Here is an 11,721-nt window from a genome sequence, read left to right on the forward strand (position 1 = left end):
CTTCGAGTTCCAGCGCGCTCATCAATTGCTGGCCGAGGCCGCGTCGGCGGGCGTGTTCGCGCACCAGCAGTTTCTGCACTTCGGCGCGATTGAGACCGTTGGCCTTCTGGCACAGGCTCAGTTGCACGCTGGCCTGCACCTGTTCGTCCTTGACCACCACCCAGAGCAACACGCTGCCCTTGTTCACGTTGTCCTGGACCTCATCGAAATAGGCGCGGGCCTGGGCGGCATCGAGGTCGGCCATGAAGCCGACGCTGGCGCCATAGCCCACCGCATCGAGCAGCAGGTCGATCAGGCCCTGACGATAGTGCGCAAAACTTTCAGCGTTGACGCGGCGCAGTTGGGCAGCGTTCATCGGTATCACTCCTTGTTGGCGTCAGGCGGCTCCGCGCCGGGGTTGAGGGTCAGTTGCATGAACGTCAGGTCGAGCCAGCGACCGAACTTGGTGCCGACCTGCGGCATCTGGCCGGTGATGCTGAAACCGGCGCGCTCATGGAGACGAATGGAGGCGGCGTTGCCACTTTCGATGGCGGCGACCATGACATGTTTGCCGCAGGCCCTTGCCCGTTCGATCAGGGCGCCCATCAATTGCGGGCCAAGGCCATTGCCGCGTTGATCGCTGCGCACATAGACCGAGTGCTCGACGGTATGGCGAAAGCCGTCGAACGGCCGCCAGTCACCGAATGAAGCGTAGCCGAGCACCGCGTTGTCGCCGCCGACGATCACCAGAATCGGATACGCCTGGGCCTGACGCGCACTGAACCAAGCCTGGCGGTTGCCGAGGTCGACCGCCGACTCGTTCCAGATCGCCGTGGTGTTGAGCACCGCATCGTTGTAGATGTCACGGATCGCCGGCAGGTCGGCGTGGAGGGCGTCGCGAATCGTGTAAGTCATGGCGCGGCCTCAGACGATCGGTTGGTGGACGGTGACCAGTTTGGTGCCATCGGGGAACGTCGCTTCGACCTGGATCTCGGGGATCATTTCCGGGATGCCGTCCATCACTTGCTCGCGGCTCAGCAGGGTGGTGCCGTAGTGCATCAGCTCGGCCACGGTCTGGCCATCACGCGCGCCTTCCAGCAGCGCGGCGGAGATGTAGGCCATGGCCTCCGGGTAATTGAGTTTCACGCCGCGGGCCAGTCGCCGCTCGGCGACGAGGCCGGCGGTGAAGATCAGCAGCTTGTCTTTCTCGCGTGGGGTCAGGTCCATTGTGTCGTTCCATCAGGGCAGATTTTTGAGGTTCTTGTGGGTGCGGGGTGCCAGTTGGAGCAGCCCCTCACCCTAGCCCTCTCCCGAGGGAGAGGGGACTGATCTCGGTTGTTTTCAATGGCCGGTTCAGTCAGCAGTATTCGTTCAGGCAGTTAATTCATTTCAAACGACTCGCTCACGCTCCCTCTTTCGTGGGAGAGGAGACTGATCTCGGTTGTTTTCAATGGCCGGTTCAGTCAGCAGTATTCGTTCAGGCAGTTAAATCATTTCAAACGACTCGGTCAGGCTCCCTCTTTCGAGGGAGAGGGGACTGATCTCGGTTGTTTTCAATGGCCGGTTCAGTCAGCAGTATTCGTTCAGGCAGTTAAATTCATTTCAAACGACTCGGTCGGGCTCCCTCTCCCCCCGGGAGAGGGCGGGGGGTGAGGGGGGCTTTCAGGTGCTCCATATTCTCGGTGACACCGCCTCGCGATCCAGAAGCACTGGCCGCAGCAAACGCCATAAGTCGATGAGCCAGGCGCGAGCGAGCAATGCCTCACTGGCCAGACAACGGGCCACCAACAGCCCCGGCAATTGCGTCAGATCCCCTCGCACTTCGTGGCCCAGCGAGCGGCAGCGCTCAAGCAATTCAGCCTCAATCTCACCGGTGACCAACAACGTCGCAAACACCGGATTACCGTCCAGCCCGATCGGTGAATCAAGCAAGCCGTCACCGCCAACAACGCGCTGGCGCTCGTGCCAGAGCAATCGACCATCACGGCGAATATCCAGATGCGCCTGAAAATGCCCGCGGTCGAAACGTTCGCCGCTGGCCGGGCGACCCAGCGCCACCACATCCCAGTAGAACAGCCGGGCATCGCCTTCCAGTTCAATCGAAGTGCTCAGCTCAGCCTGCGCGGCGCTGTAGACGATGGTTTCCTGCGGCAGCCATTCCAGCGTCGCCCCGGCCGCGACTTGCAAGTCGAGCTTCTGATAAGCCGGCCCACCCGCGCGATACCACTTCGCCGCGCCGGGGCTGGTGATCTGCGCCCAGGCGTGCGCTTCGACGCGGGCGCTGATGTCCAGTCGGTCGCCGCCGGCAATCCCGCCCGGCGGGTGGACGATGATGTGTTGGCAGACTTCAGGGCCTTCGGCGTATAGATGCTTTTGCACCCGCAGCGGACCGATGTGCCGACGCTGAACCGGGCGCGTGCACTCGCCGAAGCGGGCGTAGGCCAGCTCCAGCTCGGCGTGCCAGCTCGGGGTAAACAGGGCAGGTGAAACAGTCGAATTCATGGTGTGTGATTATCGTTAGGAAGCTACAGATTAGAACGTTGCCTTAGATCGTGACCAGTCCGCGTACACCCTCGGCCTCCATATTTTCACCGCGACCTTGCTGGACGATCTCGCCCCGGGACATCACCAGGTACTGATCGGCCAGCTCGGCGGCGAAATCGTAGAATTGCTCGACGAGCAAAATCGCCATGTCGCCACGGGCTGCGAGTGTCTTGATCACCGCGCCGATCTCCTTGATCACTGACGGCTGGATGCCTTCGGTGGGTTCGTCGAGGATCAGCAAGCGCGGACGGCTGGCCAGTGCGCGACCGATTGCCAGTTGCTGTTGCTGCCCGCCGGACAAGTCACCGCCGCGACGCTGCTTCATTTGTAGCAGCACCGGGAACAGTTCGTAGATGAAACTTGGCACTTCTTTGGCTTCGCTGCCGGGAAACCGTGACAAACCCATCAACAGGTTTTCTTCCACGGTCAGCCGTCCGAAGATTTCCCGACCTTGCGGCACGTAAGCAATACCGGCGTGAACGCGCTGGTGCGGCTTGAACGTGGTGATCGGTTTGCCCTCCCAGTTCACCGCACCTTCCTTGGCCGGCAACAGGCCCATCAGGCATTTGAGCAGGGTGGTCTTGCCCACGCCGTTGCGTCCGAGCAGGCAGGTGACTTCGCCGACCTTCACATCAAAACTGAGGCCCCGGAGGATGTGGCTACCGCCGTAGTACTGATGAAGTTGTTGGACCTGTAGCATCGGAACTCCGTTAGTTGGGCTTCAAGCCGCGAGCTGCAAGCTGCAAGCAAGAGCAGGACTGTTTATGACTTTGCTTTTACTTGCTGCTTGAAGCTTGTCGCTTGCAGCTGGCCGATTCATCGGCCCAGGTAGACCTCGATCACCCGCTCGTTTTCCTGCACCTGCTCAAGCGAGCCTTCAGCCAGCACGCTGCCCTGGTGCAACACGGTGACGTGGTCGGCAATCGAGCCGACAAAGCCCATGTCATGTTCAACCACCATCAGCGAATGCTTGCCCGCCAGCGATTTGAACAGCTCGGCGGTGAACTCGGTTTCGGCGTCGGTCATGCCCGCCACCGGTTCGTCGAGCAGCAGCAGTTGCGGGTCCTGCATCAGCAGCATGCCGATCTCCAGGAACTGCTTCTGGCCGTGGGACAGCAAACCCGCCGGGCGATTGACCGAGGTGGTCAGGCGAATGGTCTCCAGCACTTCGCTGATGCGATCACGCTGCTCGCCGCTCAACCGCGCACGCAAACTGGCCCACACCGACTTGTCGGTCTTCTGCGCCAGCTCGAGGTTTTCAAACACGCTGAGGGCTTCGAACACCGTCGGCTTCTGGAACTTGCGGCCAATGCCAGCCTGGGCGATCTGCACTTCGCTCATTTGCGTCAGGTCCAGGGTTTCACCGAACCAGGCCTTACCGTGACTGGGCCGGGTCTTGCCGGTGATCACGTCCATCAGCGTGGTCTTGCCCGCGCCGTTGGGGCCGATGATGCAACGCAGCTCACCGACGCCGATGTACAGGTTGAGATTGTTCAGGGCGCGGAAGCCGTCGAAGCTGACGCTGATGTCCTCCAGGGTCAGGATCGTGCCGTGCCGGGTGTCGAGGCCCGGGCCGACGCGTTGGCCGAGGCCGATCGAGTCGCGGCTGGTGCCCTCGTCCTTGTTCGGCTCCACCGGAAAAAACGCCGGTTCCAGCATGAATTCGGCAGTGGCTGTCACTCTCATGATTCACCTCGTTTCTTCAGCAGACCGATCACGCCTTTGGGCAGGTACAACGTCACGACGATGAACAGCGCGCCGAGGAAGAACAGCCAGTATTCGGGGAAGGCCACGGTGAACCAGCTCTTCATGCCGTTGACCACGCCGGCGCCGAGCAGCGGGCCGATCAGCGTGCCGCGGCCGCCGAGGGCCACCCACACCGCCGCTTCAATCGAGTTGGTCGGCGACATTTCGCTGGGGTTGATGATGCCGACCTGCGGCACGTACAACGCACCGGCCAGTCCGCACAACACCGCACTCAACACCCAGACAAACAGCTTGAAACCGCGCGGGTCGTAGCCGCAGAACATCAAGCGGTTTTCTGCATCGCGCAGCGCGGTCAGCACCCGGCCGAACTTGCTCTGCGCCAGGCGCCAGCCGATGAACAGACTGGCGACCAGCAACAGCACCGTGGCCAGAAACAACACCGCGCGGGTGCCTGGCTCGGTGATGCCGAAACCGAGGATCGTGCGGAAGTTGGTGAAGCCGTTGTTGCCGCCAAACCCGGTCTCGTTGCGGAAAAACAGAAGCATGCCGGCGAAGGTCAGGGCCTGGGTCATGATCGAGAAATACACACCCTTGATCCGCGAACGGAAGGCAAAGAAACCGAACACCAGCGCCAGCAGACCCGGTGCCAACACCACCAGGCACATCGACCAGACAAAGCTGCTGGTGCCGCTCCAGTACCACGGTAGTTCTGTCCACGACAGAAAAGTCATGAACGCCGGCAAGCCATCGCCGGCCGCCTGACGCATCAGGTACATGCCCATCGCGTAACCGCCGAGGGCGAAGAACAGGCCATGGCCCAGCGACAACAAGCCGGCGTAACCCCAGACCAGATCCAGCGCCAGGGCGACGATGGCGTAGCAGAGGATTTTGCCGACCAGCGTCAGCGTGTAGGCCGAGACGTGCAGCGCATTGTCCGGCGCCAACAACGAGAGCAACGGCAGGGCGATCAGCAGCGCGAAAATCACCGCACCGACCGCCATCGTGACTTTCGGTCCGGCCTTTTGTGTGGCCGTGACTAACAGAGGCTGATTCATCAGTCGATCACCCGTCCTTTCAGTGCGAAGAGGCCTTGCGGACGTTTCTGGATAAACAGAATGATCAGCGCGAGGATCAGGATTTTGCCGAGCACCGCACCGATCTGCGGCTCGAGAATCTTGTTGGCGATACCCAGGCCGAACGCGGCCAGTACGCTGCCGGCCAGTTGCCCGACACCGCCGAGCACCACCACCAGGAACGAGTCGATGATGTAGCTCTGGCCGAGGTCCGGACCGACGTTGCCGATCTGGCTCAGCGCCACACCACCGAGGCCGGCGATGCCCGAGCCGAGGCCGAAGGCGAGCATGTCCACGCGCCCGGTGGGCACGCCGCAGCAAGCGGCCATGTTGCGGTTCTGGGTGACGGCGCGGACGTTGAGACCCAGACGGGTTTTGTTCAGCAGCAGCCAGGTCAGTACCACCACGAACAGGGCGAAGGCGATGATCACGATGCGGTTGTACGGCAGCACCAGATTCGGCAGCACTTGAATGCCGCCGGACAGCCACGCCGGGTTTGCCACTTCGACGTTCTGCGCGCCGAACAGCAGGCGCACCAACTGGATCAGCATCAGGCTGATGCCCCAGGTAGCTAGCAGGGTTTCCAGCGGCCGGCCATAGAGGTGACGAATCACCGTGCGTTCCAGTGCCATGCCGATCGCCGCCGTGACAAAGAACGCCACCGGCAGCGCGATCAGCGGATAGAACTCGATGGCTTGGGGGGCGTAGCGCTGGAACATCAACTGCACGACATAGGTCGAGTAGGCGCCGAGCATCAGCATCTCGCCATGGGCCATGTTGATCACCCCGAGCAGGCCGAAGGTGATCGCCAGACCGAGCGCGGCGAGCAGCAGGATCGAGCCGAGGGACATGCCGCTGAACGCCTGCCCCAACACTTCGCCGATCAACAGTTTGCGTTTGACTTGGGCGAGGCTGGTTTCGGCGGCCGTGCGCACACCGCCATCGCTTTCGACGCCGGGTTCGAGCAGGCCTTCGAGGCGGGTGCGGGCCAGTGGGTCGCCGGTTTCCCCGAGCAGGCGCACGGCGGCCAGACGCACTGCCGGGTCGGTATCCACCAGTTGCAGATTGGCCAGGGCCAGGCTCAGGGCATCGTGCACGCCGGGGTCTTTTTCGCCAGCCAGTTGCTGGTCGAGGAATTTCAGCTGCGCGGGTTTCGCGCTTTTCTGCAATTGCTGCGCGGCGGTCAGACGGATTTTGGCGTCGGCGGCGAGCAATTGGTGGCTGGCCAGCGCGGTGTCGATCAGACCCCGCAGGCGGTTGTTCAGGCGCAGGGTTTTTGGCTGGCCGTCGATCGTCAGTTCGCCTTGTTGCAGCGCATTGATCAGTTCGACGCGCGCCGGCTCGGGCTGCGCGGCCCAGGCTTCCAGCAGTTTGGCTTGTTGCACGGGGTTGGCGGCGACGAAGTCTTCGGCGTCGCCGGCAAAGGCAGTCATCGGCAACAGCAGTGCGATGATCAGAAACAAGCGGTATATGTCAGTGGGCATTAGTGGTGTCCTGTTCAACCGCCCCCTCACCCTAACCCTCTCCCGGAGGGAGAGGGGACTGACCGAGGTGTCTGGACGATGTACTGTGACCTGCAAATTCGAGCCGGACTCAGGCTTTGAAAAGCATGAAGATCGGCTCCCTTTCCCCCTCTCCCTCATGCAATCGAGGGGACTGACCGAGGTGTTTTGGACCATGTGCTGCGACCTGCAAATTCGAGTCGAACTCAGGCTTTGAAAAGCATGAAGATCAACTCCCTTTCCCCCTCTCCCTCATGCAATCTAGGGGACTGACCGAGGTGTTTGGACGATGTACTGTGACCTGCAAATTCGAGTCGAACTCAGGCTTTGAAAAGCATGAAGATCAGCTCCCTTTCCCCCTCGCCCCTTGGGGGAGAGGGTTGGGGTGAGGGGGAAAGATCTCCGCCCCACCTCAAAGCCCAAGTCGGACTCAGTTGCTCTTCACCGCATAATCCGGCTTCTTGTCGTTGCCCTGAATGAACGGGCTCCACGGTTGCGCGCGGATCGGCCCTTCGGTCTGCCACACCACATTGAACTGACCGTCGCTCTGGATCTCGCCGATCATCACCGGTTTGTGCAGGTGGTGGTTGGTCTTGTCCATGGTCAGGGTGTAGCCCGACGGCGCGGCGAAGGTCTGGCCGGCCAGCGCTTCGCGGACCTTGTCGACGTCGGTGGACTTGGCTTTCTCCGCCGCCTGCGCCCACATATGGATGCCGACGTAAGTGGCCTCCATCGGGTCGTTGGTCACCGCTTTGTCGGCGCCCGGCAGGTTGTGTTTCTTGGCGTAGGCCTTCCAGTCCGCGACGAATTTCTTGTTCACCGGGTTCTCGACGGACTCGAAGTAGTTCCACGCTGCGAGGTTGCCCACCAGCGGCTTGGTGTCGATGCCGCGCAGTTCTTCTTCACCCACCGAAAACGCTACCACCGGCACGTCGGTGGCTTTCAGGCCCTGGTTGGCCAGTTCTTTGTAGAAGGGCACGTTGGAGTCGCCGTTGACGGTGGAGATGACCGCAGTCTTGCCACCGGCGGAGAACTTCTTGATGTTGGCGACGATGGTTTGATAGTCGCTGTGACCGAACGGGGTGTAGACCTCTTCGATGTCCTTGTCGGCGACGCCTTTGGAATGCAGGAACGAGCGCAGGATCTTGTTGGTGGTGCGCGGGTAGACGTAGTCGGTGCCGAGCAGGAAGAAGCGCTTGGCGCTGCCGCCTTCTTCGCTCATCAGGTATTCCACCGCCGGGATCGCTTGCTGGTTGGGCGCGGCGCCGGTGTAGAACACGTTCGGCGACATCTCTTCGCCTTCGTATTGCACCGGGTAGAACAGCAGGCCGTTGAGCTCTTCAAACACCGGCAATACCGACTTGCGCGACACCGAAGTCCAGCAGCCGAACACCACCGCGACCTTGTCCTGGGTCAGCAACTGCCGGCCCTTTTCGGCGAACAGCGGCCAGTTGGATGCAGGGTCAACCACCACCGGTTCGAGCATCTTGCCGTTGACGCCGCCCTTGGCGTTGATCTCGTCGATGGTCATCAACGCCATGTCTTTGAGTGAGGTTTCGGAGATCGCCATGGTGCCGGACAACGAATGCAGAATCCCGACCTTGATGGTCTCGGCGGCCTGGACAGTCCAGGTCATGCCCATCGCGGCAATGGATGCCGAGAGTGTGAAAGCCTTGATCAAACTGCGACGCTTCATTGTGCGATCTCCATGAACATTTAATTTTTCTGGTTGGCAGATGCGGACGACTGAAGGGAGGTTTGCAAGGGCTGTGCCCGGTCGGGATCCAACATGAAAATGCCGTCGCAGAGCGGTTGGGCGACGCCGCTCGCGCACCAGCAACGGACACGCTGAAGGCCGTGGTGCGCTTGTATGCGCCAGATTGGGGCGAGTGGGCGGCTACAGAATTGGACACAGAAACGATAACCCTGCATCGCATGGTCCGGGCAGCGAGGCGACACACTCGTTCGCCAGTCATCCCGAATTCTTTCAGCAGGATCTTTATCATGAACGATGTGTCAGGACGCACCGAACGCGCCGCAACCCCCTCCGGCAGAACCAGACTGCCGCCACTCAGTCCGGGATTTCTCACGCAAGAGGATGCTGCGTACTGGGTGCATACGAGGATTCCGCTAAAGGCGAAAAAGGAATACGGCAGCTTGATTCTGCTGCGACCGGATGGAAAGTTCGTCGCCAGTTCACCTGTGCCCGGAGACGCAACCACCTTCGATATGAGCGTCCTCATCGACTTCGATGCCTCCGGCGATCTCCAGCCGCCAGCAGGCTATCGCTTTGCCGCAAACGTCCACAGCCATGTCGCGTTACACGCAGAGGTTGGCGAGGCTTATCCAGAGCTGGATGAGATGGGGCTGCGACTGTTCGTCAATTTCTTTTCCGACGTCGACTTTATGGGCGATGTCGACGGCCGGGCCTGGTTTCGCAGCGCCTATCTGTCCGGGCCTGACGGAACATTGCTCAAGTACACTGCCAGTGGTTCAGAGGCGGAGCGTGAGTATTACCGTTGGCATGAAGCAGGCGCGCGGCCGGGCCGTGAGCCATGGACGCGTGACGCGTTGAGCATCATCAATAAACTGGCCATGCTCGGTGAGCTGAAAGTCCTTGTGTCGAATGCCGACTGGGGGTACTCGGTGGGCGTCGTACCGCCTGACTGGCAACGCGGGCAGGGATTTTCTACGGGCAAGGTGACTGAGTTGCCGCTGATGACGCGCGTTTGCGTCAGTGCCGATCGGGCCGTGCTCGCTGCGTTGAAATCCAGAGGTGCGCAGACCGCCGGGCTGGTACTGAAAAAACTCACTGGCGAAGAGTATGTCGCGACCCATGCGCGTGCGGCCGGGCTGTCCGCTTGGGACCCGCAGAAAATCTTTCCGGTGGGCCGTGACGGGAAATTGAAACTCCCCACAGGCTATGCGCTCGAGGGTTTTTACTGCGCCTCCCGGCCGGATCCTGTGCGCACATCCCCTGCGCAGGCGTGGCTGTACGAGAACTTCTTCACACCGCAGGAAATGGCACAGGCCATTGCAAGTCGTGATCGCGCCCGGCATCTGGCAGCGCCCGACAGGCCGTTGGCGTTGTACCTGCAGACCCGTGATGCCGCGATGTTGAAGTACACCTTCAGCGGCGATCCGGTCGAAACCGCAATGAGCATCGAGCAAGCCGATGGCAGCGTCACCGATCCGGGACTGCAATCGAGGTTGCTGGCCGGGACACTGCGACCGCGTGAGTTCGTGTCGATCCTGGTGATCAGTGGTCGGCTGGACGTTCTGCGAGGCAGTGCGCTGTGGCCGCGGCTGGGGCGCGTAGATCTGCAATGGCAGCCCTTTGCGAATTTCCCCTGGCCAGGTCTGAGTGATGACTTCCTCTCGGCCGAGGATGCCGTTCGATATGCACACGAACAAGTCGGCAATCGGCGTGATCGTACATTTGTCGGTTACGTCTTTCAGCGCAGCGCCGACGAGCGCTTCGTGGTCACCGAACCCCTCGCGGGTGACATTGAGACGCTTGCCTCGGGCGGTCTTTATCCGCGGGACCATCATGGGCAGACCATTTTTCCCGATGACCATGTGCTGCGCGGTCGATATGTGTCGCACGGGGCGCTGTCGCAGCTCGAACCGGTGGTGATTGACAGTTTCAAGTGGACGCACGAAGAAGCGGCCCTGAGCCTGCAGATGTTGAATGTCGATGAGGTCCGGCAGGTATGGCTCGACAAAACTGCGCTTTATGTCTCAGGGGCGGCGAACAGTCTGCTCAGATATGAACTGTCCGAGGGCGCCAGTGGCCGAGAGCTTGCCGCCCTTTTGGGGACACATGAAAATCCCGGTTCGCTGGCGTTGAAACTTGCCAGTGGTGAACTGCGACCGCAGGACTTTGTCCGCCAGCAAGCAGCGGCCGGCCGGTTGACGGTGCTGCTCGACAACCCCCTGTGGGGATATCGCGGTGATGTACCTGCAAACTGGGCCATGATGGCGGTGCCGTTGGCAGGAACATCCGTGCCAACCACACCGGACCCTGCACTGCCCGATCAACTGCCGGCCCCCCCTGCCATGCTTCCGAACAGGCCATTGGACCTATCGCCGATTTTCTCCCGCGGCGAATTTCTGTCGACATCGACGCTTGCCTGGAAACGCCCTGACAGGGTCGCCTGCGGAGCGGTTTTTCCTTCGGCGGATGAGGCGGCGCAGGATCAATCCGCGCGTGCTGCGCATTTGCAGGACGAAACCCGAGCGTTGTTCGGATTTATCCTCAAACATCGCGAGCGGGAGGAGTACGTCGCCACTGAAGGGGTGCCCGTCAACGACCGTGGCGACAATCTGTTTCAACTGGGGACATTGTTTGGCATAGGGCATTCAGAGTCCGGCTACCACTACCCGGACGGCTTCAGTCTGTACGGCAACTTTTACTTGCACCATGAGGTGAACCGTCTCGCCAGCGGGACAAGCGCGTGGCTGGCACGGCATTTTATTTCGCCGGATAACCTGACGGTGGCGATGTACTACTCGCCCAGTCGTCCGGTGCGCCCCTCTGGTCTGCCCGCCGCGTTGTATATCAGTACTCAGGACGGTGCCCTGTTGAAGTACGTAAGAAGCAGCGCGAGCAAGCTGTTCCATGACGATCTCTCCAGCCGGAGACTTGAAACCATCAAGCAAGACCTGGCATCAGGTCAGTGGCGGCCAGTGGACTTCGTCCATGAGGTTGCCGGCAGCGGTGAACTGTCTGTCCTGCGCACGAGCCTGTGTTGGGACCGGGTCGGACGGGTAAGCAGTGTCTGGAAACCCTTCGCGAACCTCGAGCGTCGCTGGCTCGGCCCGGTGTTCCAGAGTGCTGACGATGCGGCGGTACATGCCCGTCTGCAAGTGCCGGCCTCCGCCGACGGTCCTTATGGCGGAGTGATTCTGAAAAC

10 protein-coding genes are annotated in these 11,721 nt (G+C 61.2%); 1 reads left to right on the plus strand and 9 read right to left on the minus strand.

Annotated features, from left to right (window positions below; all coding sequences use genetic code 11):
- The 9 genes from DBR24_RS26285 to urtA form a co-directional block, all read right to left on the minus strand.
- Window positions 1–355: GNAT family N-acetyltransferase (locus tag DBR24_RS26285; RefSeq protein ID WP_371921360.1), on the minus strand; the 355-nt coding region annotated here is incomplete at its 3' end.
- Window positions 356–360: 5 nt separating this feature from the next.
- Complete coding sequence (locus DBR24_RS26290) at window positions 361–894, minus strand: GNAT family N-acetyltransferase (protein ID WP_123470997.1); 534 nt, start codon at window positions 892–894, stop codon at window positions 361–363.
- A 9-nt stretch (window positions 895–903) separates the two neighbouring features.
- Window positions 904–1,206, minus strand: coding sequence for an urease subunit gamma (gene ureA / locus DBR24_RS26295; RefSeq protein ID WP_128616170.1), 303 nt, complete (start codon window positions 1,204–1,206; stop codon window positions 904–906).
- A gap of 435 nt (window positions 1,207–1,641) precedes the next feature.
- Window positions 1,642–2,481: an urease accessory protein UreD gene (locus DBR24_RS26300; RefSeq protein WP_128616171.1), complete on the minus strand. Its 840-nt coding sequence runs from the start codon at window positions 2,479–2,481 to the stop codon at window positions 1,642–1,644.
- 43 nt (window positions 2,482–2,524) lie between these two features.
- A complete protein-coding gene (gene urtE, locus DBR24_RS26305) occupies window positions 2,525–3,223 on the minus strand; it encodes an urea ABC transporter ATP-binding subunit UrtE (protein WP_128616172.1) in 699 nt (232 codons plus the stop codon).
- A gap of 116 nt (window positions 3,224–3,339) precedes the next feature.
- Window positions 3,340–4,209, minus strand: a complete 870-nt coding sequence (urtD, locus tag DBR24_RS26310; protein WP_123471002.1) for an urea ABC transporter ATP-binding protein UrtD — start codon at window positions 4,207–4,209, stop codon at window positions 3,340–3,342.
- Window positions 4,206–5,285, minus strand: coding sequence for an urea ABC transporter permease subunit UrtC (gene urtC, locus DBR24_RS26315; RefSeq protein ID WP_128616173.1), 1,080 nt, complete (start codon window positions 5,283–5,285; stop codon window positions 4,206–4,208). The genes urtD and urtC overlap by 4 nt, the downstream gene beginning before the upstream one ends.
- Window positions 5,285–6,787: an urea ABC transporter permease subunit UrtB gene (urtB, locus tag DBR24_RS26320; RefSeq protein WP_128616174.1), complete on the minus strand. Its 1,503-nt coding sequence runs from the start codon at window positions 6,785–6,787 to the stop codon at window positions 5,285–5,287. Before urtB ends, urtC begins: the two co-directional genes overlap by 1 nt.
- Window positions 6,788–7,235: 448 nt before the next feature.
- A complete protein-coding gene (gene urtA / locus DBR24_RS26325; RefSeq protein ID WP_123471008.1) occupies window positions 7,236–8,501 on the minus strand; it encodes an urea ABC transporter substrate-binding protein in 1,266 nt (421 codons plus the stop codon).
- A 308-nt stretch (window positions 8,502–8,809) separates the two neighbouring features.
- Between urtA and DBR24_RS31325 the strand changes: the two genes are divergently transcribed.
- Window positions 8,810–11,721: DUF4329 domain-containing protein (locus tag DBR24_RS31325; protein WP_218278150.1), on the plus strand; the 2,912-nt coding region annotated here is incomplete at its 3' end.

This window comes from Pseudomonas sp. HMWF006, assembly GCF_003061205.1.
Classification (GTDB): Bacteria; Pseudomonadota; Gammaproteobacteria; order Pseudomonadales; family Pseudomonadaceae; genus Aquipseudomonas; species Aquipseudomonas monsensis.

Excerpts from the sequence above, each read along its gene's own strand:
- DBR24_RS26300 (WP_128616171.1), bottom strand. The coding sequence starts at position 2,481 with ATGAATTCGACTGTTTCACCTGCCCTGTTTACCCCGAGCTGGCACGCC.
- urtD (WP_123471002.1), bottom strand. The coding sequence starts at position 4,209 with ATGAGAGTGACAGCCACTGCCGAATTCATGCTGGAACCGGCGTTTTTT.
- urtE (WP_128616172.1), bottom strand. The coding sequence starts at position 3,223 with ATGCTACAGGTCCAACAACTTCATCAGTACTACGGCGGTAGCCACATC.
- urtC (WP_128616173.1), bottom strand. The coding sequence starts at position 5,285 with ATGAATCAGCCTCTGTTAGTCACGGCCACACAAAAGGCCGGACCGAAA.
- urtA (WP_123471008.1), bottom strand. The coding sequence starts at position 8,501 with ATGAAGCGTCGCAGTTTGATCAAGGCTTTCACACTCTCGGCATCCATT.
- urtB (WP_128616174.1), bottom strand. The coding sequence starts at position 6,787 with ATGCCCACTGACATATACCGCTTGTTTCTGATCATCGCACTGCTGTTG.
- ureA (WP_128616170.1), bottom strand. The coding sequence starts at position 1,206 with ATGGACCTGACCCCACGCGAGAAAGACAAGCTGCTGATCTTCACCGCC.
- DBR24_RS26290 (WP_123470997.1), bottom strand. The coding sequence starts at position 894 with ATGACTTACACGATTCGCGACGCCCTCCACGCCGACCTGCCGGCGATC.